Genomic DNA, 22,995 nt, shown 5'->3' with positions numbered 1-22,995 from the left:
GGTACATCGAAGCGATTCGTCGCATGGTGCGAGACAGGCCAAACCATCTGCTATATATCGATATAGGCAGCGCGATCACCCATTCGTGATCCATCTGCATCCGGAGAGGACAGGACACGCCATGACACGCAATTCCATCGATATCGCCAGCCGCGTCAGCCCTTCCCTGTCGGCGTTGCTCAACAGCCGGGTCAATAACCCGGAATGCGAACAGCCGGTGACGCTCAAGGCCGTACGCCGCTTCCTGGCCGACCTGCTGCCCGCCGACTTCAAGGAAGCCGAACAGCTGCATCGCATCGACGTGAGCGAATCGCTGCTCGACGAACTGGATACCCTGATCGAGGAATTCGGGGCGACCGCACTTGCCGTGGATTTCATTCAGGCCAGCGCCAGTGAGCCGCTCTCGCGCGCGATCGAGGCGGTCGTGAACGACGAGAACCGCGAAAACCCGCCTACGCTGGCGGCCGTCCGCGATGCCATCCTGGCCGGTTTGGGCGCCCGGCTGGTGGGCGACGGCACGCTGGAAGACGATGAAGGCGAGACCTTGCTGTCGGAGATCGAAGCGCTGATCGAACAATCCGGTGCCGATACGCTCGCCGAGGATTTCCTGCGCTATGAGTAGCGGCCCACCCGGCATCCGGGAGACACCCGCATGCTGAAAAACCGGGGCGTCCGGCGTGTAGTGGCGATATCCCTGGTGATATTGGGTGGTCTGCTGATGGCCCTGGCGCCCGAAATATGGGAAGGGCTGCTCGCCCTTGCAGTGGGCATCGGCATCGAGTTGGCAGGAATCGCCATGGAGCGCAAGGCCTAGTCGGCCGAAAAATCCCGCCTTCGTATCGCGAACGGCGATGACGGTATCCTGACTGCTTTGGCCGAGTTTCGTCCCGTTGCGGTATCGCATACGCTTTGTCCCGCGCTGGCCATGATGAACCGATCGATCCTCCCAATGCCCAGACGGACTGGCCAGGTACACAGGCCACCTCCTCTGCCTAAAAATCAATACCTTGCCTGTTCGACAGGAAGGCCTTCATATTCCGTCAAACGGTAAAATCCCGTCGTCGGGAACCCGACTGCTCGAACTCGGCCCCGGCTATCGCACCATCCGATCTTGATCGAAAATTCCGCTCGTCCGGATCATCCACTGATGTGTTGACGGCATATTTATCCGGCTACAATTCGGCCATGAGCCCCCATCGTGGATACCGGGTTGTTGTCCTCTTTACCCTGCGTACGGCGCTGGGACATTCGCTGACCGCCAGGCCATGAAGGGGCTTTCCATATCGAGGCGCCTGTTGCTGAGCTACCTGCTGGTGGCCGTGCTGCCGCTGACAGGGTTGGCCGCGTTCTACCTGGCATCGTTCGAAGCGTCGCTACATGAGAGCGTGCTGGCAACCATGGTCACCATCGCGGACAAAAAAGCCGATCAGATCGATCGTTACATGATAGAGCGGCGGGCGGACGCCCGCTTGCTCGGCCAGAGAAACCTGATCCGTCATGGACTGGCCCAGCTGGAGCAGGCTTACCATGCAGATGGACTGCACTCCCCACTCTACCAGGCCGCTGCACGCCCGTTGCAAAACGACCTGAGCATTTCCTACGAGGCCGGTAATTTTCACGATTTCCTGCTGATGGACACGGCAGGCAACGTGATTTTTTCCCTGCGGCGCGAGCCCGATCTCGGCACCAATCTCCTGACTGGCGCGTACCGCGATACGCCGCTGGCAAGAGGTTTCAGCCTGACCCTGCAAAGCCTGCAAACCCGCCTCTCGGAGTTCGCGCCCTATGCGCCTTCGGGGGATCGGCCGACCGCCTTCTTGACTACACCCGTACTGGACGGGGGCAAGGTCATCGGCGTGCTGGCCCTGCGGCTGGATGTGGACAAGCTGGAATCGGTCACGGCCGATCACACCGGCCTCGGCCGCACGGGCGAAACGGTTCTGGCGCAACGCGATGACAACGAGGCTTTTTACACGGGACCGCTCCGCCATATCCGGGACGCCGCCTATCGCTACCGGGTACCGCTCGAGGCAGCCGCGCTGCCGATGCAGAAGGCGCTGGCTGGCGACCATGGCAATGGGTTCGTACGCGACTACGCCGGAGTCGACTGCGTGGCGGCATGGCGCTATCTCCCCGAATTGAGATGGGGGATGGTAGTGAAAATGGACAGCGCGGAAGCGCTGGCGCCCGCCACGCATCTGCGCCATGTCACTTATGTCGCGCTGGCGCTGTTCCTGCTCCTCTCAGGCGGCGCGGCCTATCTGCTGGGACGCGGCCTGTCGCGCCCCATCCGGAACCTCACCCGGGTGGCCGACAGCATCGCCGCCGGCGATCTGTCGCAGCGTGCCCCGCAGGACGGCCCCGACGAGCTGGGCCATCTGGCCCATGCCTTCAACCATATGACGGATGCGCTGGAGAATATCCACCATACGCTCGAAGCCCAGGTGGAAGCGCGCTCGCACGAGCTGCGCAAGCTCTCCATGCTGCAGGGCGCGATTCTTGATAAGGCCGGAGCGCTGGTGGTCGTGCTCGACCGTGAAGGCCGCATCCGCCGCTTCAATCGCGCCTGCGAGGAATTGTCCGGCTACGCGTTCGCAGAAGTCGAGGGGCGGCTCGTCTGGGATTTTCTGCTGCCGCGGGAGGAACGCGACCGGGTGCACCAGGAGGCGTTCGACGCACTCGTTCGCAATCCGCAATCCTTGAGAGGATCACACACCAACCACTGGGTCGCCCGGGACGGGGCGCGGCGCCTGATCGAATGGTCGAATTCCGTATTGCCGGACGAACAGGGCGAGATGGAATTCATGGTGAGTATCGGCACCGACGTGACGGAAAAACAGCTGGCCGAAGCCGCCCTCAAGGAAAGCGAAACGCGTCTGAACGAAGCACAGCGCATCGCTCAGGTCGGCAGCTGGGAGTTCGACGTGGCCAGCAATACGCTGGCCTGGTCGGACGAGACCTTCCGCCTTTTCGAGGTGGACCAGAACACCTTTGGCGCATCGTACGAGGCATTCATGGACGCGGTGCACCCCGAGGACCGCGAACGGGTCAATCAGGCCTACCTCGACTCATTGACGAACCGCAAGCCGTACGAGATCAGCCATCGGATATGCATGCCGGACGGCCGCATCAAATGGGTGAACGAACGATGCGAAATGCATTTCGACGCTGAAGGCAACGCGGTCCGCTCCACGGGCACCGTGCAGGACATCACCCAGCGCAAGCAGGCGGAGGAAGCATTGCGGCTCTATGCCAACGTGTTCGAACACAGCGGCGAAGCCATCCTCATCAGCGACAGCCACAACCGCATCCTGGCGGTGAATCCGGCCTTCACTCGCCTGACGGGCTACGCCATCGACGACATTCGAGGCGAGCATCCGCATATCCTGATGGCCAGTCAGGCACTCGACGACACCGACCAGGCGATGGCGGCCGCCCTCGAACAGGCAGGCTACTGGCAAGGCGAGGTGCTGGATCGGCGAAAAGACGGCTCACTCTATCCGAAGTGGATGTCGGTCTCGGTCGTGCGCGATCCCGACGGCCACCTTTCCCATTACATCACCAGTTTCACGGACATCACCGCACGCAAACTGGCCGAAGCACAAATCAGTCAGCTGGCCTACCATGACGCCCTTACCGGCCTGGTCAACCGCTTCAGCCTGCAGGGTCAACTCGAGCAGGCACTCGCCATGGCCCATCGGGAACAGCGTGCGCTGGCGGTGATCTTTCTGGATCTGGATCGCTTCAAGACCATCAACGACACGCTCGGGCATGCAGTGGGCGACGCATTGCTCAAGGACGTGGCGCAACGCCTGCGCGACAGCGTACGCGAAAGCGACATCGTGGCCCGTCTCGGCGGCGATGAATTCGTGGTGGTGCTGACCGAAGTGGAAGGCGCCACGACCGCGGCCCGCGTCGCCGACAAGATCCTGCACACGCTATCCCAGCCCTATCGTATCGGGAAAGATGCGTTGCATTCGACGCCAAGCATCGGCCTCGCGTTCTACCCGGACGACGGGGAGGACAGCGAAACGCTGATGAAGAACGCCGACACCGCCATGTATCACGCCAAATCGCTGGGACGCAACAATGTCCAGTTCTTCACGGCCGAGATGAACCAGGCCGCCATGAAGCGGCTGACCATGGACCATGACTTGCGGGTGGCCGTGGAAAACAAAGAGTTCGAACTGCATTACCAGCCCCAGTTCGACAGCCGGAGCGGCCGCATCGTCGGGTTCGAGGCGCTGGTACGCTGGCGCCACCCTCGCATGGGCCTGGTGCCGCCAGCCGAATTCATCCCCATTGCCGAGGAAACCGGCCTGATCCTGCCGCTGGGCGAATGGGTGCTGGATGAAGCCTGCCGCCAGCTCCGCGCATGGCGCGATATCGGCATCGCCGACTTCAGCATGGCCGTTAACCTGTCCGCCTATCAACTGCACTCCGCCATCCTGCTGGCCCATGTCGCAGGGGCATTGAAAAAGCATGGCCTGAAAGGCACCGACCTGGAGCTCGAAATCACCGAATCGGTTGCCATGCACGACCCGGCCGCCAGCATCAGTCAGCTCAAGGCGTTGCGCAACCTGGGCGTACGCCTGTCGATCGACGATTTCGGTACGGGCTACTCCTCGCTCAGCTATCTCAAGCTGCTGCCGATCCACACTCTGAAACTCGATCAATCTTTCGTACGCGACATCGAAAGCGACAGCAACGACGTCGCCATCTGCACCGCCACCATCGCGCTGGCGCACAGCCTCGGCCTGGCCGTGATCGCCGAGGGCGTGGAGACCGAAGCGCAGCGCCATTTACTGGCCTCGCATCACTGCGATTTCATGCAGGGTTATCTGTTCAGCAAACCTTTGACAGCGGAATCGGTCCTGGTCTTCATCCGGGAACGGCGTACGGCCTGAGCGAATCCGGGTTCCGGCTTCTATCATTCACATGCAGCCCTGGTTCCTGCAATACGCCAAAGCATGAAGGAAAGGACCGCATGCCCGTCCACAACGCCGACATCGCCGCCGTCTTCGAGGAAATCGCCGACCGTCTGGAAATCCAGGGGGCCAACCCGTTCCGCATCCGCGCCTACCGGAACGCCGCGCGCACACTCGGCGAACTGCCGCAGGAGGCGCGTGCGCTGCTGGAAAAAGGCGAAGACCTGACCCGGCTGCCCGGCATCGGCGACGACCTTGCCGCCAAGGTCCGCGAAATCGTCGACACCGGCCGCTGCAGCCTGCTCGATCGCCTGCGGCGCGAACTGCCGCCCGCCGTCACCGAACTGCTGCAGATTCCCGGCCTGGGGCCGAAGCGCGTCAAGGCGCTGTACCACGACCTCGAGGTGCAGACCGTCGAGCAGCTGTACCGCGCGGCGCGCGACGGGCGTATCCGTGCCCTGCCCGGCTTCGGCGAAAAAACCGAACTCAACATCCTGCAGGCGGTGGAAGCCCACGTCAGTCAGGCGCGCCGCTTCAAGCTGGCGGTGGCGGCGCAGTATGCAGGGACGCTCACCGCGTTCCTGCAGGCCGTGCCCGGAGTCGACCAAGTAACGGTGGCCGGCAGTTTCCGCCGCATGCGCGAGACGGTGGGCGACCTCGACATCCTGGTCACCGCTGCGGCAGACAGCCCCGTGATGTCACATTTCACCGCCTACGACGAGGTGGCCGACGTGCTTTCGGCCGGCAGCACGCGCGCCAGCGTCGTTCTCAAAAGCGGCCTGCAGGTCGACCTGCGGGTGGTGGCGCAACAGGCCTACGGCGCGGCGCTGCATTATTTCACCGGCTCCAAGGCGCACAACATCGCAATCCGCCGCCTTGCGCAGAAGCTCGGCCTCAAGATCAACGAATACGGGGTGTTCCGCGGCAGCGAGCGCATTGCCGGCGACGACGAGATCTCGGTCTATCGAAGCGTCGACCTGCCCTACATCCCGCCGGAACTGCGCGAGGACCGCGGCGAAATCGAGGCGGCACGCGAAGGCCGCCTGCCGAAGCTGGTGGAACTGTCCGACCTGCGCGGCGACCTGCACGCGCACACCAAGGCCACCGACGGCCACGACAGCCTGCGCGAGATGGCGCTCGCCGCGAAGGGGATGGGGCTGCACTATCTCGCCATCACCGAACACTCGCGCCACCTCACCGTGGCGCACGGCCTCGATCCGCTGCGGCTGGCGCGCCAGTGCGACGAGATCGACCGCCTCAACGCGGAACTCGACGGCATCACCCTGCTGAAGGGCATCGAGGTCGACATCCTGGAGGACGGCAGCCTCGACCTGCCGGACGAGGTGCTGGGCCGGCTCGACCTGGTGGTGGGCGCGGTGCACAGCCAGTTCCATCTGTCGCGCGCCAAGCAGACCGAACGCATCCTGCGCGCCATGGACCATCCCCACTTCACGCTGCTGGCCCACCCCAGCGGACGCCTGATCGAGCAGCGCGACCCCTACGACGTCGACATGCTGCGCATCATCCGCCATGCAAAGGATCGCGGCTGCTTCCTCGAACTCAACGCCCACCCGGATCGCCTCGATCTGCTGGATACACACTGCCAGATGGCGAAGGAGGAAGGCGTGCGGGTCAGCATCAATTCCGACGCGCACAGCACCTTCGATTTCGCCAATCTCCAGTATGGCGTCGGCCAGGCGCGGCGCGGCTGGCTGGAAAAGGACAACGTGCTCAACACCCGTCCGCTGGCATCCCTGCGGCACCTGCTCAGGCGCACCATGTAGCCATGTTCACCTTGGCCCTGCTCGGCGATGTCATGCTCGGCCGCGGCGTCGACGCGGCGCTGCGGCACATGCGCCCGCAGGACATGTGGGGCGACGTGCTGCCGCACCTCTTGCAGGCGGACCTGCGCATCGCCAACCTGGAATGCGCGCTGACCCGGCATGCACAGCCGTGGACGTGCAGCTGGAAGCCGTTCCACTTCCGCGCCGACCCAGGTGCCGTGCGTTTCCTGCAGGCGGCGCGCATCGACGCCTGCGCGCTGGCCAACAACCACGTGCTGGACTTCGAGGTGCGGGGCCTGCGCGACACGCTGCGCACGCTGGACGCCGCCGGCATCCGCCATGCCGGCGCCGGTCTCGATATCGTGGAGGCCGCCGCACCCGCCCTGCTCGAGGTGAACGGCGCATCGCCCTGCCGGGTGGCGCTGCTCGCCTGCACCGACAACCAGCCGGACTTCGCCGCCGCCAGGCTGCATCCCGGCACGCACTATCTGGAGGTTTCGCTGGAGGCGGATACGCTGGCGCGCGTGGCGGACGCGATCGGGCGCGCGCGGGCGGCCGGCGCCGACTGGGTCGTCTTCTCCAACCACTGGGGCGCCAATTTCGTCGAGCGCCCTGCCCCGGACTTCCGCCGTTTCGCCCGGCGTGTGATCGAACTCGGCGCGGACGTGGTCTACGGCCACAGCGCGCACCTCTGCCAGGGGATCGAGATCCACCAGGGCAAACCCATTCTGTATGACACCGGCGACTTCATCGACGACTATGCCGTCGATCCCGTGCTGCGCAACGACCATTCCTGCCTGTTCAAGCTCATGTTCGACCGGGGACGGCTGCAGCGCATCGAACTGGTTCCGGTGACGCTCGACATCGCACGCGTCGCGCTGGCGCATGGCGCGGACTTCGAGGCCATCGCCGCCCGCATGGAAAGGCTGTGCGGCGAACTGGGTACCGCCCTCCAACGCCATGCCGGATGGCTGGTTTACGGGCCCATGCCATGAGCAGAATCACCCCGGCCAATCTAGTGGCAAGCCGGGGCGGCCGCTACGCCAGCGAACTCGGCATCGAACTCGACGCGCCCGACGCGGGCGAGCGCTTCAAGTGGTTTCTCGCCGCCGTGCTCTACGGCACGCGCATTTCGGAATCGCTCGCAAGCCGTACCTGGCGCAAATTCTCCGCCCGCGGCGTGCTCACGCCAGGGCGTATCCTGGCAACTGGCTGGGATGGCCTGGTGGCCATCCTCGATGCCGGCGGCTACGTGCGCTACGACTACAAAACCGCCACCAAGCTGCTTGAGGCGTGTGACGCGCTGATGCGCGATTACGGCGGCAACCTCGATGTCCTGCATGACGCGGCCGCCGATCCGCGCGACCTGGAAAACCGGCTCAAGGCCCTGGGCAAGGGAATCGGCGACACCACCGTCGGCATCTTCCTGCGCGAACTGCGCGGCATCTGGTCCCGGGCCGAGCCGCCGCTGTCGCCACTGGCCTTGGCTGCGGCAAACGCGCTGGGCTATCTACAGCCTCCTGTCCATGACGCCGACCGCGCGCTTGCCCAACTGCAACAGGTATGGGCTGCCGACGGACAACCGGCGTCCGCCTTTGCCGAGTTCGAGGCAGCGCTGATGCGCGAGGGCTTGCGCCTCCGGCGCCGGGCCATGCGCCGTCGCACCGCTTGATCTACTCCGGCAGGTGGTGTTGGCCGACGCTCACGCGCTTGGCCTGCAAGCTGTCGGCAATCGACCTGTCCTCGATGAATTTCACGGCGTCGCCCTCGTCGAGCTGGGTGAGCGTGACATTCACCAGATTGTCAGCATTGAAATACAGTTCGTCGCCGTCGGTGCGCCGAATGAAGCCATACCCCTCGTCGGGATAGAGGCGCACCACCTCGCCGATGTATTCCGTATCGTGGACCTTGGTTTCGCGGCGCAGGCGCCGGGAATAGTCGTCGAGCTGGCGCCTGGCGGCATCGAAGGCGTCGCGCAGGGCGACATAGATATCTTCATGCCGATCGCGGTTCACCACGATTTCGCTGCCCGGCACGCCGATATCAATGCGCACGTTGAAGAACCTACCCTGGTGCTTGTGCTGATGGGGCATTTCCACCACCACCCGGCAGGACATGATCGGCTCGAAAACAGTCTCAAGCTTCTCGGCCTTTTCGCGGATATGCGCCTCCAGCGCATCGGAATGCTCAATGTCGCGAAACGTGATTTGCAGGGGTGTCTTCATGTTGTCATCCTTTCGTCGATGTAATGAATCGCGCAGTCAATACCGGGTCCTGATTTCCTTGTCCTGCTCGTGCGTAATCAGGCGGGCGATCGCCCCTAGCTCCTCTGCCAGCAACGCCAGCAGATCGTCAGTCGAAGTAGGCGGGAACGGTGACCACCGCCTGCGTGACCGCCTCGCCGAGGAAGGCTTCGGCGTCACGTTTGATTTTCTGCAGCAGGAAGGCGGACAGCTGTTCGAGGGTGAAGGCCTTGTCGCGCAGCGTGATGGTTTCGCGCTGCCCCATCTTGCGCTTGAAGGCGGTGGCGGTGCCCTCGGGATTCGCTGCCGCCTGCCGACGGGCCGGCTCACCGACGAGCATCTGTCCGTCGGCGACCATCGCCACGTAGCTGGGGAACGCCTTGCCGCCGAGGCTCACGCCCTCGGCGCTGGGGATGATGACGGGACGGTCGCCGCGCAATACCGCGGCGGCGGAGTTCGACGTCCCCAGATCGATGCCGATGATGGCCATGATGCTTCTCCTTATCCTGTCTTCAATCTGGTCCTAGTCCATGTGGATCGCGGGGTTGGGCAACTGGCCTAATGGGTCAATACGATCGGGCATTCGATCTCGTCCACCATCCGTTCGAAGCCCGCCTGCCTGAGGAAACGTTCGCGGTCAGCCAGCACCAGGCAACCCGCCATCTCGTTCTTGGCTGTCTGGATCAGGCTGGCCTCGTCCAGCGTCGGCAACCATACGCAGCGACCTGCAGCGCCCCGGTCCTTGAGCGCAGACCGGGCGATCGCGCAGGCCGCTCGATACGCGTCCTTGCTTGCCGCGCTGACCAGCACGACCAGTTCGGCTCCGTTGCGGCGCGCTAGCATGACCCCCATGGCCAGACTGCTTGCGGAAGCGGACACGTTCTCGAACAGCACCATCACCGGCCCCTCGCGCGGCGGTGGGGGCCTGTCGCCCAGGCGCATCGTGGTCCGGGTGACCGCCACCACGCGGCTGCCGGCCAGCTTTCCCAGTACGATCAGGTCGAACGTATGGGCCAGCGTGCTGACTTCTGCCGTCACCCTGCCGCGCGCCACTCGGAAAGACCAGCGCAAACGCTGGCGTCCTGCCGCCTCGGACAGCAGGCGCTCCATGGCCGCGGCCTGGTGCCGCCAGGTCCGCTCCACCTCCCCCTGCGACAACGGGCGCGCCGCCCCCGTCAACACGCTGTATTCGCGCGCGAAAGGCAGGCCGAAGAGGTGCTGCAGATTGACGTCCTCGACGAACAGCCCGGCCAATTCGGCATCGAGTTCCTGCGCCAGGGCGGCGGCGGCGGCCAGCGCGGCGGCGCCGCGCGGCGACGCGTCCAGCGCCACCCATATCCTCAGACCCGCAGGCCGCTCATTCCTCGTTTTGCTCATGGCTGCCGCCGCTACTGGATACGGCTTTCTTCGCAAACTTGCGGCGCAGTTCGGCCAGATGCGCGAGCCGCTGCGCCACGCGCCGGTTGAGGCTGCCTTCCGGCAGCGTGCCGTCGGCATCCGGCGTCCCCACGGCAATGCCGGTCAACAACTCGAGCGCTTCATCCACCGTTTCCACCGCATAGATATGGAAGCGGCCTGCCGCGGCAGCGTCGACCACATCGCGGCGCAGCATCAGGTGCGCCACATTGGACGCGGGTATCACGACCCCCTGCTGGCCGCTGAGGCCGCGTTTGCTGCAGATGTCGAAGTAGCCCTCGATCTTTTCGTTCACCGCGCCGATCGCCTGCACCCGGCCGAACTGATCCACCGAGCCCGTCACCGCCAGCGACTGCCGGATCGGCACATTCGCCAGCGAGGACAGCAGCGCACACAACTCCGCCACCGAGGCGCTGTCGCCTTCCACTTGGCCGTAGGTCTGCTCGAACACCAGGCTGGCCGCCAGCGAGAGCGGCTGTTCGGCGGCGTAGCGCGACGCCAGGAAGGAGGACAGGATGAGCACGCCCTTGGAGTGGATCGAACCGCCCAGTTTGACCTCGCGCTGGATGTCGATCAGCTCGCCTTCGCCAAGGCGGGTGTTGGCAGTGATGCGCGAAGGCTGGGCGAAGCTGAAGTCGCCGAGCTGGAAAACCGACAGGCCATTCACCTGCCCCACCCGTTCGCCTTCGGTGTCGATATGCAGGATGCCGCGCAGGATGGCTTCGTGCGAGCGCTCGCGCAGGCGGTCCGAACGCCTGATCTGCGCCTCGATCGCGCGCTCGACGTCGGCTCGCGCCACCACCTTGCGCGTGTCTTGCGCCGCCCAGTAATCGGCTTCGCGCACCAGGTCGGCCAGGCTCTCCATGTGGGTGGAGAGCTTCTCCGCATCCTCGGCACGGCGTGCGCTATGCTCGATCACGCGCGCCACGGCGTCGCGATCGAACGGCCGCAGCGTGTCGCGGCGCGCCAGGGTCGCGACCAGACGCGCGTACAGCAGGTCGTTGTCGGCACTGCGCTCGACTTCGTCCTCGAAGTCCGCCGCCACCTTGAACAGTTCGCCGAACTCGGGATCGTACTGGGCGAGCAAGTAGTACAGCAGGCGGTTGCCGATCAGGATCACCTTGGCATCGAGCGGGATCGGCTCCGGCTCCAGCGACACGGTGCTGACCAGGCTGTACATCTGGCCGAGCGACTCGATGCGGATTTCGTGGGTGGACAGGGCGCGCTTCAGGCCTTCCCAGGAAAATGGCTGGGTCAGCAGCTTGAAGGCATCCAGCAGCAGATAACCCCCGTTGGCCTGGTGCAGCGCGCCCGGCTTGATCAGCAGGAAGTTGGTCACCAGCGCGCCGAGTTGGGAAACGTGCTCGACCCGTCCCAGCAGATTCTGGTAGGTGGGATGGTCCTCGTAGACCACCGGTGCGCCTTTTGTGCCATCCCGCCCCACCAGAAGATTGACGCGGAACCGGCTGAAATCGGGCATTTGGCCGGTGAGCGCGGCGAGGCCCGACAGGGCCTCCTTGGGATGGCGGAACTCGTCGATGCTTTCGACGACGTTCTGCTGCACCTCGTTGAGATAGCTGCATACGGCCGGGTGATCCGCATAATTGCTGCGCAGGTCGTCGATCAAGTGGCCGACGGCGAACAGCACCACCTCCTCGTTGAGCTTGCGCACGCGCTCGATGCGTTCGCGCCGCCATTGATGGACCTGGCGAATGACTTTCTCCAGCTGTTCCTGCAGGCTGGCGATCGCCTGCTCGAAACGCGTTTTCTCTTCGGGCGGCAACTTGTCATAGTCGTCCGGACTCATCACCTCGTCGCCCTTGGCCGGCGCAAACGAAAAACCGTTCGGTGTACGCAGCAGCGTGATGCCCTGCTTGCCCGCTTCGTCGCCCACTGCGACGAAGGCCTGCGTCTGGCGCTCGCCGTATTCCTCGTCGATCTGGCTCAGGCGCTGCCGGTATTCCTCGCCCTCGAACACCGCGGGGATCGTGGCCTGGAGTTCCGTCACCAGTTGCTGCATGTCGGCGTGCAGACGCGCCCCCATTCCGGCGGGGAGCCGGATCGCGCGCGGCTTGTGCGACTGGCTGAAATTGTGGACATAGCACCAGTCGGCCGGCTTGGCCTCCTTGTCCACACGATGATCGAGCAGCTGCCGGATCAGCGTGCGCTTGCCGCTGCCAGGCTGTCCCATGACGTAGAGGTTGTAGCCTGCATGGCGCATGCCGATGCCGAAATGCGCCGCGTCGATGGCGCGCATCTGGCCGATGCCATCGGTCAGGTCGTCGAGCTCGGCCGTGGTCGTGAACGTGAACCGCTCGACATCGCAGGGGCGATAGAGGCGGTCTGGGGAAAGAGGGAGGAGAGTTGTCATACTTTCAATTTAGTTAGTTTTGGCAAGGTCATGCGGTGCGGTCGACCGCCGCGGCGAGTTGGTGCAGCGGAGGGGTGATTTCCACCGGATAGTCGAAGGCTTCCAGACGGCGCAAGGGCTCCGGCAGCCGTGAGAGATTTGCCGCGGCGTGGCGTCGGATGTCCGGCAAGCTTGGTGCCTGCGCCAGGCGGCGCCCGCCGCGCATCACCGGAACCAGCAGCGGCTCGCCCGCCTGGGCGTCGCTTTCCAGCGTGACGACGTCACGGGCCATGCGGCCGTCGACGTCATGCTGGCGGTACACCTGCTTGCGCCCGGGCCAGGTGGCCTTGCCTTCGGAGCGCTTGCGGCGCGCGCGGCCGGCATATTCCTGCAGCTTGTAGGCACAATCGAGGTAAGGCATATCGCTCGACGTGTCCAGGTGGGTGCCGACGCCGAAGCCGTCCACCGGCGCACCGGCCGCCAGCATGTCGCGCAGCGCGAACTCGTCGAGGTCGCCGCTGGCGAAGATGATGACGTGGCCGAGGCCGCCGGCGTCGAGGATGCGGCGCACCCGGCGGGCATGCTCGGCGAGATCGCCCGAATCGATGCGCACGCCCTTGATGCGGATGCCGGCGGCATCCAGACGCGGGGCCAGCGCCACCACCTTATGCGCCGCCGCTTCGGTGTCCCAGGTATCGATCAGCAGCACCACGTTGCCGGGCTGCGCATGGGCGAAATGCTCGAAGGCCAGCGTCTCGTCGTCGTGCGCCTGGATGAAGGAATGCGCCATGGTGCCGAACAGCGGAATGCCGAACTGCTGGCCTGCCAGTACCGTCGAGGTGCCGGAAAAGCCGGCGAGATAGCTCGCGCGCGCCGCCAGCAGGCCCGCCTCAGCGCCATGAGCGCGGCGCAGGCCGAAGTCCACCAGCAGCGTGTCCGGCGCCATCAGTACCGAGCGTGCGGCCTTGGACGCGATCAGGGTCTCGAGATGCAGCAGGTTGATGAGCCGCGTCTCCACCAGTTGCGCCTGCGCGATCGGCGCGGTCACGCGCAGGATCGGCTCGTTGGGGAAGAATGCCGTGCCTTCCGGCATCGCGTGGACGTCGCCGGTAAAGCGCAGCGTTTCCAGCGAGGCGAGGAAATCCTCGCTGAAGCGCCGGGTCGACGCCAGCCATTCCAGTTCCGCGGTGGAAAAACGCAACTGCTCCAGATAGTCCAGGGACTGATCGAGCCCCGCCGCCAGCAGGAAACCGCGCGCCGGGCGCAGCCTGCGCACGAAAAACTCGAACACCGCGGTCTCCGCCATGCCGGCGTCATGATAGCCCTGCAGCATGGTGAGCTGATACAGATCAGTGAGCAGGACGCTGGCTGCGGAATTCATGCAGCGCGGCCGCTCAGCGTGATTCGTCGCGCGCCGAGGCTCGTCATCTCTGCCTCGGCACGCTGCCCGTCGCCGGGATGAACGTCCACCGCGCGGATCGCGTCGGCCAGCACGAACACCTCGTAACCGAGATGTCGCGCATCCCGTACCGTGTTGAGCACGCAGTAGTCGGTGGCCAGCCCGCCGATGAACAGCCGGCGAATGCCGCCTGCGCGCAGGCGGCCATTCAGATCGGTGCCCTGAAAGCTGGAATAGGCCTCCTGACCCCACAAGGTTGCCTTGGAGATCACCGTGGTGTCGGTCGGCAGCCTAAGCGTTGCCGCAAATTCAGCACCCTGCGTGCCTGCCACGCAGTGGACCGGCCATGGCCCGCCCTGCGCATGAAACGAGCAATGACCCTCCGGATGCCAGTCGCGCGTCGCATAGACAGGCAGGCCGTGCGCCACGAATTCGCCGATATAGCGATTGAGTATCGGCACCACGTCGTCGCCGCCGGCCACCGCCAAGCTGCCCCCAGGGAGGAAATCGTTCTGAATGTCCGTCACCAGCAGCACGTCGCCCGGCTGCACGTGCCAGCGCTCGGGATCCAGGGTGTCGGTCGTGGGGTTCATGGAGGCATGCTCCGATGGGACGATGCAGGGGATACGCGGTTCAGCGCGTGCTAATGCAGTTCCTCGTCCTGATCGTGGTGGAAGACCAGTTCACCCAGTTCGACTTTGACGGGCTCGCCCTGCGGCTTCTCATGCACATCCACGGCCTGAAACAGCCACTGGCCATCCTCCAGCCAGCAGTAGCCGAACTGCTCCCGATAAAAGCATTCCTTGGGTTGCATGGTTTTCGCCTTTCTTGTGGGCCGGTGCTTGTTTCAAGTCTGGCATATTATTCAGGCGATGCCAGCGCCTTCAGACGCGAGGAGACAGTTCGATGACCGAGGATGCGCTTTGCCTGTTCGCCCTTGACGCCAGCCGCGCCTACGGCAAGCGGGTGGCCGCGGCGCTGGGATCCCCGCTCTGCAGCCACGAGGAACGCGAATTCGAGGATGGCGAGCACAAGGCGCGGCCGCTGGAAAACGTGCGCGGCCGGGACGTGTACGTGATCCACTCGCTCTATGGCGAGCCGGGCATCAGCGCCAACGACAAGCTGGTCCGCCTGCTGTTCTTCATCGGCGCGCTGAAGGACGCCTCGGCCGCCCGGGTCACCGCGGTCTGCCCCTATCTCGCCTATTCCCGCAAGGACCGCCGCACCAAGCCGCGCGACCCGGTCAGCAGCCGCTATGTCGCCCAGCTGTTCGAGGCGGTGGACACCGACCGGGTGGTGACGCTCGACGTGCACAACCTGGCCGCCTACCAGAATGCCTTCCGCATCCCGGCCGAACACCTGGAAGCCCGCGGCCTGTTCGTCGCCTGGTTCGCGGCACGGCTGGGGAACGAACCCGTCGTGGTGGTGTCGCCGGACGCCGGCGGCGTCAAGCGGGCGGATGCCCTGCGCGACGCCCTGGCCCGTGCGCTCGGCCGGCCCGTCGGGTCGGCCTTCATGGAAAAGCGCCGCAGCGAAGGCGTGGTGTCCGGCGAGGCGGTGGTGGGCGAGGTCGGTGGCATGACCGCCCTCATCATCGACGACCTCATCAGCAGCGGCACCACCCTTGCGCGTGCCGCCAGGGCCTGCAAGGCGCTGGGGGCGAGGCGGGTGTTTGCCGCAGCCACCCACGGCATGTTCGCCGGCGCGGCAGAACGGGTGCTGGCCGATGCGGCCCTGGAGAAAGTGCTGGTCACCGATGCCATTCCGCCCTTCCGGCTGCCGCCGGCGCTGCTCGGCCAGCGGGTCGAGGTGCTGGACTCGACGCCGCTGGTCGCCGAGGCGATTAGCCGCCTGCACAGCGGCGGTTCACTGGTCGAGCTACTGCAGGACTGAGCGAACCTCAGCTTTGCGTCTGGGCGGCATGCCGCCGTGCCGATTCGAGATAGTCCCGGGCCGTTTCGATCCATCTGTCCGGCGGATGCCGCCCATCGTCCCGCAGGTGCCACAGCGCGAGTTTGGCGCGTAGCACCGCCCGGCAGCTCTGATAGAAGTGGATCAGGGCATCGGGAGGCGCATCGCTGCTCGCTTCGCGATACGCCTCCAGCAGCCAGCGCCCCACCTGCGAGGCATGCAACCGCTCGCATTCGAGCGCCAGATAGCCCAGTTCGTCGGCCGGATCAAGGATACGGTACGTGCGGTTGAACTCCAGGCAATCGATAACAGCTGGCTCGGGCAGCAGGCACACATGCTCCGGCCGCAGGTCGCCATGGCCCTCGACGATGTGGCCCTGCCGCACGCGAGCATCGAACAGGTCGGCGTGGTCTTGCAGGAAACCTAACTGGGAGTGGGCCAGCGCCTCCCCCACGTCCGGATCGAAGCCGAATTCCGGGCTGGCCAGTTCGCGCAGATTGTCCCCGATCCACGCAGCGAGGCTCTGCCGATAGGCCACGGGCGTGATCGACTCCACCGCGGCCGTAGCGTAGAAGCGGGCCAGCCGACGGGCCAGCCGGGTGATTTCGGGCTGCGTGACCGTCCCGCTGCGAAGCAGATGATCGAGCATGCGATCCGCCGGCAGCCGCCGCATCCGCACCAGCCAGTCCACTGTCTCCCCTTCCCCGCCCAGATGCAGGCACCCTGCCGCATCGAGTACCAGCGGCACCGTTCCAAGGTAGACCTCGGGCGCCAGGCGGCGGTTGAGCCTCGCCTCCCGTTCGCAGTCCAGGCGCCGCGCCTCGACCGTGCTGAAGTCGAGATAGGGATAGCGCACCGGCTTCTTCAGCTTGTAAGCATGGGTGTCGGTGAGAAAAACCCAGGACATGTGGGTCTCCACCGCGTCCACCCGCGCGGTCGCCTCCGGATAGGTGTCCGGCTGTCCGAGGAGAGCGAGCTTGGCCTCGAGGGAAGCAACCTCGTCAGGCCGGGCCGAAACGTGCTGGGGGTGGCTGGTGTTCATCGCCTTCGGCTGGATGTCCTTGATTCAATCATGCATCACATTCACTGCATGGCGCGAGACCGGAAAACCATCTGCTATACATTGATATAGGCAGCGGGGTTGAAAAATTCATGATCCTGCCTTTTGCCCCGCAGACAAACAGGAAAAGCCATGACCCGTAATTCCATCGCTGTCGCCAGTCGCGTCAGCCCGCATCTGTCGGCGTTGCTCAATAGCCGGATCAAGAATCCGGAGTGCGAGCAGCCCGTCACGCTCATGGCGGTGCGTTGCTTTCTCGGCGACCTGCTGCCAGCCGATTTCAACGAGGCCGAGCGCATGCATCACTTCGACGTCAGCGAATCGCTCCTCGACGAACTGGACGCGCTCATCGAGGCGTTCGGCGCCGCCGCACTGGCCGTCGATTTCGCGCAGGCCAACGCCAGCGAACCGCTCTCGCGCGCGATCGAATCGGTGGTCAACGACGAGAACCGCGAAAATCCGCCTACGCTTGCGACCGTCCGGGACGCCCTCCTGGCGGGGCTGGGCGCCAGGCTGGTGGGCGACGGCGCACTGGAAGACGACGAAGACGATACGCTGTTGCCGGAGATCGAGTCGCTGATCGAGCGATTCGGCGCCGACATGTCCGCCGAAAAAGTTCTGTGCTACGAGTAGCCCGGTCAGGAATGGAGGAACCTCTGCGTGTTGAGAAAGCGGCGAACAAGACGCGTACTGGCAGCAGCTTTGGTGGTGCTGGGTGGCGTATTGATGGCCTTGGCGCCCGAAATATGGGCAGGGCTGCTGGTGCTTGCTCTGGGCGTGGCCGTCGAGATGGCCGGGATTGCACTGGAACACAAGGCCTAGCCGGCACAACGGCGGGGTAGGCGTTGCCTCTCGATTGCCGCTGGGGGCTGTTGAAACCGCGCGGTGATTCGCGTAGCGCGTTTCATGCCTACTAACTAACATGAATAATAAAAGTGTTTTTTACATACGGACCGCGTCCATCCTGCCGGCGTAACAACATGAAAAAAATTCGGCTTGCCATCATCGGGTTGGGGCGCCTGGGGCGCAAATGCGCCGAGGCCATCGCTGCCGATCGGACTGCTGAACTGGCAGGCGTGGTACGGCGACCTGAGCGTGCAGAGGAAGCTTGGCTGAAAGCCCCTTCCGTAACCCATGTCAGCGAACTCGACTACGTGGATGCCGCACTCATCTGCGTTCCGGTCGATGCAGTCATGGGCGTTGCGCAAGCCCTGCTGCAAAGCCGCATTCCCGTGGTCGAATGCGCCCGCCTTCACGGCGAATCCTTCCTGGGCCACAAGGCGGAAATCCATCGTGACGCACTGCGCCACAAGCTACCCGCCATCGTCGGCGCGGGCTGCGATCCCGGCGCCCTCTCCCTCTTCCGCAGCCAGTTCGCGCAGCTGGCGCCGCGCGGTCATACGGAAACCAGCCTGCACATTGGGACCAGCCTGCACCACACCTTGGCCGCGGCAGGCATCAAGGGGGTGAAACAGGCGCTGGCGACAGAGCTTCAGTCCCCTGAAGGCCGCCGTCAGCGCTATGTCTATGTCGAACTGGAGCCGTCGGCCAATGCAACCGAGGTGGAGAACGCCCTCATCAACGATCCCCTCTTTTGCGATGAGGAGACGCGGGTGTTCTCGGTACCCAGTATTGCCGCGCTGGAAGAGACCAACCGTGGCGTGGTGCTGGAACGCCGCGCTGCAGCTGGCGAAGCCGGCCATGCCTCCTTCCTGCTGGAAGCCCGCTACGACGAGGCGGGACTGGCTGCGCGGATGATGCTGGCCGCCGCGCGCGCATTGCCGTCGTTGCAGGCGGGCGCCTATTCCCTGCTCGATCTGCCGCCCGGCGCGCTGTGGGGCGAACAGCGCCCAGCCGCGGAAAAAGAGTGGATGTAAGCAGATCTTTTTGTCATCACTGAAGGAGCACAACATGAAATCCCGATTCACAGACTTCCACCCCGTCCGCCGCGATCGTCTGGTCCAGGAAACCCGGCACGACGCCTACAAGGCCAAGCACAAGCTGCCGGAACCCACGGTTTGCCCGCAATGCGGTGCCGTATTCCACGATGGCCGCTGGCAATGGCTGGTGAAACCCGTTCAGGCCCACGAGGAGATGTGCCCGGCATGCCACCGCATCCATGACGACTACCCGGCCGGGTATGTGAGCGTGAACGGCCCGTTCTTCAAGGATCACCGCGAGGAGTTGCTGCACCTGGCCAGAAACGAAGAAGCGCACGCCAAGGCCGAGCATCCATTGAAGCGGATCATGAAAATCGAGGACGAGGATGACGGCCTCCTGATTACCACCACCGACATCCATCTCGCCCGCGGCATCGGCGAAGCGCTGCATCACGCCTACCAGGGCGAACTGGAATACCACTACAACGAGCAGGAGAACCTGTTGCGCGTGGTGTGGACGCGCTAGGCCGGCGCCGCCCCGTCTACCCGACAGGCCCATGACGTTTCTTGGGGAGAACCGTTTCATGCATCCCATCACGCTGCGCCTGCCGCTCACGATGCTGCCGCAGCCGGACGAGACGACCTGCGGTCCCACCTGCCTGCAGGCCGTCTACAATTACTGGGGTACGGACGTTCCGCTTGCGGACGTGATTGCCCGCACCCGCAAACTGGAGCACGGCGGCACCTTCGCCATCTTTCTGGCCTGCGATGCCCTGCGCCAGGGCTACCAGGCCACCCTCTACACCTACAACCTGACCGTGTTCGATCCCACCTGGTTTGTGCCCGGAGTCGACATCGCCGAGCGCCTGCAGCGGCAGCAGGGGGAGAAGAAGCAGGATGCCCGGCTGCAACGCGTCACCGAGGGCTACCTGGAATTCCTGCGCCTGGGCGGACGCCTGCGCCTGACCGATCTCTCGCGTCCCCTGATCCGCGGCCTGCTGCGTCGCAACCTGCCCATCATCACCGGCCTCAGTTCCACCTACCTGTATCGCGCGGCGCGGGAATATGGACCGGACGACCTGCCTGACGACATTCGCGGCCTGCCGGCCGGCCACTTCGTCGTGCTCGCAGGCTACGACCGCAAGAAGCGCAGCGTGCTGGTGGCCGACCCCTACTGGCGCCACCCCTACAGCCCGTCGCACGAATACTGGGTCAACATCGATCGCCTCATCGGCGCGGTGCTGCTCGGCATCGTGACCCACGACGCCAACCTGCTGCTGGTCTATCCGCCGCGGGCGGCGCCCCGGGACGATCTGTGAGCATCCTCATCGTCGTCGACAACCCGGACGACTGGCCGCTCGACATCCCCGGCGTGAGCGTCGTGTCGGCGCGCGCCTATCTGACCGACCCCGCCTATGGCGAGGGGCGTTCGGTCAAGGCCTTCAACCTGTGCCGCTCCTATCGCTATCAAAGCCTGGGCTACTACGTCTCCCTGCTGGCCGAGGCGCGTGGCCACAAGCCGCTGCCCCGGGTGAGCACGATGGAGGACCTGCAATCGCAGAACCTGGTGCGACTGCTCACCGAGAATCTCGACGACTTGGTGCAGAAGTCGCTCGCGCCCATCAAGTCGGACGCATTCGAGCTCAGCATCTACTTCGGCCGCAACGTGGCGATCCGCCACGATGCCTTGAGCCACCGGCTTTTCAGCCTGCTGCAAGCGCCCCTGTTGCGCGCGCATTTCGAGCGTCACCGCGAGCATTGGCGCCTGCACAGCGTGCGCGCCATCGCCACCAGCGACATCCCGCCGCATCATCAGGATTTCGTGGTGGAGGCCGCCACCGCGTATTTCATGGGACACCGGCGGCGCACGCACAAGCGTCGTGCGCCGCGTTTCGACCTCGCCATCCTGCACGACCCCGAGAATCCGGAATCGCCTTCCAACGCGCGTGCCCTGCAGAAATTCGAGAAGGCCGCAGAGGGCGTCGGACTCGACGTGGAATTCATCACCCGTACCGATCTTGCCCGGCTGCCGGAGTTCGACGCCTTGTTCATCCGCGACACCACCTTCGCCAATCACTACACCTACCGCTTCTCGCGGCGGGCAACCGCGGAAGGCCTGGTGGTCATCGACGATCCGGACTCCATCCTCAAGTGCAACAACAAGGTCTATCTCGCCGAGCTGCTCACCCGACACCACATTCCTGCGCCGCGGACGCTGATGGTGCACCGCGACAACGTCGAACAGATCATCCCCAACCTCGGGCTGCCGTGCGTGCTCAAGCAGCCGGACAGCTCGTTCTCGCTCGGCGTGGCCAAGGTGGAGTCGGAGCAGGAATTGTTCGAACAGGTCACCGCGCTGCTGCAGAAATCCGAGCTCATCGTCGCCCAGGAATTCCTCCCCACCGAATTCGACTGGCGCGTCGGCATCCTCGACCGGCGGCCGCTGTTCGTGTGCAAGTACTTCATGGCCGCCGGGCACTGGCAGATCGTTCGACGCGAGGCAGGGTGCACGGGCTACGAGGAAGGCCCGGTCGAGGCCGTGGCGGTGGCCGAAGCGCCGGAAGAGGTGGTGAAGATCGCGCTCAAGGCGGCCAACCTGATCGGCGACGGCCTCTATGGCGTCGACATCAAGCAGGTGGGCAACCGCTGCTACATCATCGAGGTCAACGACAATCCCAACGTCGATGCCGGCAACGAGGACGGTGTGCTGAAGGATGCGCTCTACCGCGAGATCATGGGCTCGTTCGTTCGCCGCATCGAAGCGCGCAAGCGGGTGAGCGCCTGATGCGTGCGCCCCCTGCGCTGCACGCCTTTGCGGGCTACGGCATCGAGCTGGAATACATGATCGTGGATCGCCAGACGCTATCGGTCATGCCGATCGCCGACGCCCTGCTGCGGGTAGCCTCGGGAAGCAATGGCCTGGAGGTCGATCGCGGACGCTTCGGCTGGTCCAACGAGATCGTGCTGCATCTCGTCGAGCTGAAGAACATCCGCCCCGAGCCCGCGCTCGAACCCCTTGCCGCAGGATTCCAGGCCGAGGTCGGCGTCATCGACCGGCTACTGGCGCCCCTCGGTGCCCGGCTCATGCCGGCCGGCATGCATCCATGGATGAACCCCGCCGCCGACACGCGCCTGTGGCCCCACGACCACGCCCCCATCTACCAGGCCTACGACCGCGTCTTCGGCTGCCGGCAGCACGGCCAGGCCAACCTGCAAAGCATGCACCTCAACCTGCCCTTCGCCGGCGATGACGAGTTCGCCCGGCTGCATGCCGCCGTGCGGCTGCTGCTGCCCATCCTGCCGGCGCTCGCCGCGAGCTCGCCCATCATCGACGGCACGGCGAGCGGCTATCTGGATACCCGCATGGCGGCCTACAGCACGGCCGTCACGCGCGTCCCCTCGGTGATCGGCCAGGTGACCCCGGACACCACTACCTGCCGCGCCGACTACGAGGCGCAGGTTTTGGCGCCGATGTACCGCGACATCGCGCCGCTCGATCCCGCGGGCGTGCTGCGGCACGAATGGCTCAACGCCCGCGCGGCGATCCCGCGCTTCGAGCGCAACGCCCTTGAGATCCGTGTGATCGACGTGCAGGAATGTCCGCTAGCCGACCTTGCCATCGCCGCCGCCGCCACGGCCGCCATTCGGGCGCTCTACGACGGCAAATGGTCGCCGCTCGCCACGCAGCAGGCTTTAGGCACGGATGCCCTGGCGCAAATCCTGTCCGCCTGCATCCGCGACGCCGAAGCGGCCACGATCGACGATGCCGGCTATCTGCGGCTGCTGGGCTTTCCCGGCCGTTCATGCCAGGCCGGTGCGCTATGGCAGCACCTCGTCGAAACGACCTTGCCGGATCATGGCGGCCCCTGGCACGATCCGTTGCGCGTGATCCTGGAACAGGGGCCGCTGGCCCGCCGCATTCTGCGGGCGATCGGGACGGACGCGTCGAAAGCGCATCTGCAGGCGGTCTACCGCGCGCTATGCGACTGCCTGGAAACGGGCCGGATGTTCGTGGACTGAAGCC

The 22,995-nt window shown here is 65.0% G+C and carries 22 protein-coding genes; 14 read left to right on the top strand and 8 right to left on the bottom strand.

The window, feature by feature from the left end; translation table 11 throughout:
• Positions 1-121: 121 nt before the first annotated feature.
• The 6 genes from B058_RS0108240 (at position 122) to B058_RS16680 (ending at position 8,384) form a co-directional block, all read left to right on the top strand.
• The gene (locus B058_RS0108240) at positions 122-622 is read left to right on the top strand and encodes a hypothetical protein (protein WP_018507999.1); all 501 of its coding nucleotides are present in this window, start codon (positions 122-124) and stop codon (positions 620-622) included.
• Positions 623-652: 30 nt separating this feature from the next.
• The gene (locus tag B058_RS17840; protein WP_018507998.1) at positions 653-814 is read left to right on the top strand and encodes a hypothetical protein; all 162 of its coding nucleotides are present in this window, start codon (positions 653-655) and stop codon (positions 812-814) included.
• A 451-nt stretch (positions 815-1,265) separates the two neighbouring features.
• The gene (locus tag B058_RS0108230) at positions 1,266-4,907 is read left to right on the top strand and encodes a bifunctional diguanylate cyclase/phosphodiesterase (RefSeq protein ID WP_026240751.1); all 3,642 of its coding nucleotides are present in this window, start codon (positions 1,266-1,268) and stop codon (positions 4,905-4,907) included.
• Positions 4,908-4,987: 80 nt separating this feature from the next.
• Complete coding sequence (gene polX, locus B058_RS0108225) at positions 4,988-6,712, top strand: DNA polymerase/3'-5' exonuclease PolX (RefSeq protein ID WP_018507996.1); 1,725 nt, start codon at positions 4,988-4,990, stop codon at positions 6,710-6,712.
• 2 nt (positions 6,713-6,714) lie between these two features.
• Entirely contained in the window at positions 6,715-7,707 is a 993-nt protein-coding gene (locus B058_RS0108220; RefSeq protein WP_018507995.1) for a CapA family protein, read from the top strand.
• Positions 7,704-8,384 (top strand): hypothetical protein, encoded by a 681-nt coding sequence (locus tag B058_RS16680; protein ID WP_018507994.1) that lies wholly within the window; start codon positions 7,704-7,706, stop codon positions 8,382-8,384. The genes B058_RS0108220 and B058_RS16680 overlap by 4 nt, the downstream gene beginning before the upstream one ends.
• 1 nt (position 8,385) lies before the next feature.
• Here the strand turns inward: B058_RS16680 and hpf are convergent, their stop codons facing one another.
• The 7 genes from hpf to B058_RS18035 all read right to left on the bottom strand — a co-directional run bounded on the left by hpf (position 8,386) and on the right by B058_RS18035 (position 14,934).
• Positions 8,386-8,937, bottom strand: coding sequence for a ribosome hibernation-promoting factor, HPF/YfiA family (gene hpf / locus B058_RS0108210; RefSeq protein WP_018507993.1), 552 nt, complete (start codon positions 8,935-8,937; stop codon positions 8,386-8,388).
• A 127-nt stretch (positions 8,938-9,064) separates the two neighbouring features.
• Positions 9,065-9,445: an Hsp70 family protein gene (locus B058_RS0108205; RefSeq protein ID WP_018507992.1), complete on the bottom strand. Its 381-nt coding sequence runs from the start codon at positions 9,443-9,445 to the stop codon at positions 9,065-9,067.
• Positions 9,446-9,513: 68 nt separating this feature from the next.
• A complete protein-coding gene (locus B058_RS17275) occupies positions 9,514-10,332 on the bottom strand; it encodes a hypothetical protein (protein ID WP_157265692.1) in 819 nt (272 codons plus the stop codon).
• Positions 10,313-12,742 carry a Lon protease family protein gene (locus tag B058_RS16670; protein ID WP_018507990.1) on the bottom strand — a complete coding sequence of 810 codons (2,430 nt, stop codon included), beginning with the start codon at positions 12,740-12,742 and terminating at the stop codon, positions 10,313-10,315. The genes B058_RS17275 and B058_RS16670 overlap by 20 nt, the downstream gene beginning before the upstream one ends.
• A 28-nt stretch (positions 12,743-12,770) precedes the next feature.
• Positions 12,771-14,102, bottom strand: coding sequence for a nicotinate phosphoribosyltransferase (locus tag B058_RS0108190; protein WP_018507989.1), 1,332 nt, complete (start codon positions 14,100-14,102; stop codon positions 12,771-12,773).
• Positions 14,099-14,713: an isochorismatase family protein gene (locus B058_RS0108185; RefSeq protein WP_018507988.1), complete on the bottom strand. Its 615-nt coding sequence runs from the start codon at positions 14,711-14,713 to the stop codon at positions 14,099-14,101. Before B058_RS0108185 ends, B058_RS0108190 begins: the two co-directional genes overlap by 4 nt.
• Positions 14,714-14,763: 50 nt before the next feature.
• On the bottom strand, positions 14,764-14,934 hold the full coding sequence (locus B058_RS18035) for a hypothetical protein (RefSeq protein ID WP_018507987.1): 171 nt from the start codon (positions 14,932-14,934) through the stop codon (positions 14,764-14,766).
• 14 nt (positions 14,935-14,948) lie between these two features.
• On the opposite strand from B058_RS18035, the gene B058_RS0108175 reads away from it, so the two are divergent.
• A complete protein-coding gene (locus tag B058_RS0108175; protein WP_245539276.1) occupies positions 14,949-16,013 on the top strand; it encodes a ribose-phosphate diphosphokinase in 1,065 nt (354 codons plus the stop codon).
• 7 nt (positions 16,014-16,020) lie between these two features.
• Here the strand turns inward: B058_RS0108175 and B058_RS0108170 are convergent, their stop codons facing one another.
• The gene (locus B058_RS0108170; RefSeq protein WP_018507985.1) at positions 16,021-17,073 is read right to left on the bottom strand and encodes a hypothetical protein; all 1,053 of its coding nucleotides are present in this window, start codon (positions 17,071-17,073) and stop codon (positions 16,021-16,023) included.
• Between the two features lie 150 nt (positions 17,074-17,223).
• Here B058_RS0108170 and B058_RS0108165 point away from each other — a divergent pair, with 150 nt between their 5' ends.
• From B058_RS0108165 to B058_RS0108135, 7 genes are all read left to right on the top strand, one after another.
• Complete coding sequence (locus tag B058_RS0108165; RefSeq protein WP_018507984.1) at positions 17,224-17,724, top strand: hypothetical protein; 501 nt, start codon at positions 17,224-17,226, stop codon at positions 17,722-17,724.
• Positions 17,725-17,751: 27 nt separating this feature from the next.
• Positions 17,752-17,913 carry a hypothetical protein gene (locus B058_RS17835; RefSeq protein ID WP_157265689.1) on the top strand — a complete coding sequence of 54 codons (162 nt, stop codon included), beginning with the start codon at positions 17,752-17,754 and terminating at the stop codon, positions 17,911-17,913.
• 158 nt (positions 17,914-18,071) lie between these two features.
• Entirely contained in the window at positions 18,072-18,968 is an 897-nt protein-coding gene (locus tag B058_RS0108155; RefSeq protein WP_018507982.1) for a Gfo/Idh/MocA family oxidoreductase, read from the top strand.
• 34 nt (positions 18,969-19,002) lie between these two features.
• Complete coding sequence (locus tag B058_RS0108150; protein ID WP_018507981.1) at positions 19,003-19,497, top strand: BCAM0308 family protein; 495 nt, start codon at positions 19,003-19,005, stop codon at positions 19,495-19,497.
• 31 nt (positions 19,498-19,528) lie between these two features.
• Positions 19,529-20,290: a cysteine peptidase family C39 domain-containing protein gene (locus tag B058_RS0108145; protein WP_018507980.1), complete on the top strand. Its 762-nt coding sequence runs from the start codon at positions 19,529-19,531 to the stop codon at positions 20,288-20,290.
• Positions 20,287-21,756 (top strand): RimK family protein, encoded by a 1,470-nt coding sequence (locus B058_RS0108140; RefSeq protein WP_018507979.1) that lies wholly within the window; start codon positions 20,287-20,289, stop codon positions 21,754-21,756. The genes B058_RS0108145 and B058_RS0108140 overlap by 4 nt, the downstream gene beginning before the upstream one ends.
• Entirely contained in the window at positions 21,756-22,991 is a 1,236-nt protein-coding gene (locus B058_RS0108135; protein WP_018507978.1) for a carboxylate-amine ligase, read from the top strand. Before B058_RS0108140 ends, B058_RS0108135 begins: the two co-directional genes overlap by 1 nt.
• Positions 22,992-22,995 lie beyond the last annotated feature (4 nt).

The organism is Thiobacillus thioparus DSM 505 (genome assembly GCF_000373385.1).
GTDB classification, from domain to species: Bacteria; Pseudomonadota; Gammaproteobacteria; order Burkholderiales; family Thiobacillaceae; genus Thiobacillus; species Thiobacillus thioparus.
This window is presented reverse-complemented; position numbering and strand designations above follow the sequence as displayed.

Excerpts from the sequence above, each read along its gene's own strand:
- B058_RS0108240 (WP_018507999.1), top strand. The coding sequence starts at position 122 with ATGACACGCAATTCCATCGATATCGCCAGCCGCGTCAGCCCTTCCCTG.
- B058_RS17840 (WP_018507998.1), top strand. The coding sequence starts at position 653 with ATGCTGAAAAACCGGGGCGTCCGGCGTGTAGTGGCGATATCCCTGGTG.
- B058_RS0108230 (WP_026240751.1), top strand. The coding sequence starts at position 1,266 with ATGAAGGGGCTTTCCATATCGAGGCGCCTGTTGCTGAGCTACCTGCTG.
- polX (WP_018507996.1), top strand. The coding sequence starts at position 4,988 with ATGCCCGTCCACAACGCCGACATCGCCGCCGTCTTCGAGGAAATCGCC.
- B058_RS0108220 (WP_018507995.1), top strand. The coding sequence starts at position 6,715 with ATGTTCACCTTGGCCCTGCTCGGCGATGTCATGCTCGGCCGCGGCGTC.
- B058_RS16680 (WP_018507994.1), top strand. The coding sequence starts at position 7,704 with ATGAGCAGAATCACCCCGGCCAATCTAGTGGCAAGCCGGGGCGGCCGC.
- hpf (WP_018507993.1), bottom strand. The coding sequence starts at position 8,937 with ATGAAGACACCCCTGCAAATCACGTTTCGCGACATTGAGCATTCCGAT.
- B058_RS0108205 (WP_018507992.1), bottom strand. The coding sequence starts at position 9,445 with ATGGCCATCATCGGCATCGATCTGGGGACGTCGAACTCCGCCGCCGCG.
- B058_RS17275 (WP_157265692.1), bottom strand. The coding sequence starts at position 10,332 with ATGAGCAAAACGAGGAATGAGCGGCCTGCGGGTCTGAGGATATGGGTG.
- B058_RS16670 (WP_018507990.1), bottom strand. The coding sequence starts at position 12,742 with ATGACAACTCTCCTCCCTCTTTCCCCAGACCGCCTCTATCGCCCCTGC.
- B058_RS0108190 (WP_018507989.1), bottom strand. The coding sequence starts at position 14,102 with ATGAATTCCGCAGCCAGCGTCCTGCTCACTGATCTGTATCAGCTCACC.
- B058_RS0108185 (WP_018507988.1), bottom strand. The coding sequence starts at position 14,713 with ATGAACCCCACGACCGACACCCTGGATCCCGAGCGCTGGCACGTGCAG.
- B058_RS18035 (WP_018507987.1), bottom strand. The coding sequence starts at position 14,934 with ATGCAACCCAAGGAATGCTTTTATCGGGAGCAGTTCGGCTACTGCTGG.
- B058_RS0108170 (WP_018507985.1), bottom strand. The coding sequence starts at position 17,073 with ATGAACACCAGCCACCCCCAGCACGTTTCGGCCCGGCCTGACGAGGTT.
- B058_RS0108165 (WP_018507984.1), top strand. The coding sequence starts at position 17,224 with ATGACCCGTAATTCCATCGCTGTCGCCAGTCGCGTCAGCCCGCATCTG.
- B058_RS0108155 (WP_018507982.1), top strand. The coding sequence starts at position 18,072 with ATGAAAAAAATTCGGCTTGCCATCATCGGGTTGGGGCGCCTGGGGCGC.
- B058_RS0108150 (WP_018507981.1), top strand. The coding sequence starts at position 19,003 with ATGAAATCCCGATTCACAGACTTCCACCCCGTCCGCCGCGATCGTCTG.
- B058_RS0108145 (WP_018507980.1), top strand. The coding sequence starts at position 19,529 with ATGACGTTTCTTGGGGAGAACCGTTTCATGCATCCCATCACGCTGCGC.
- B058_RS0108135 (WP_018507978.1), top strand. The coding sequence starts at position 21,756 with ATGCGTGCGCCCCCTGCGCTGCACGCCTTTGCGGGCTACGGCATCGAG.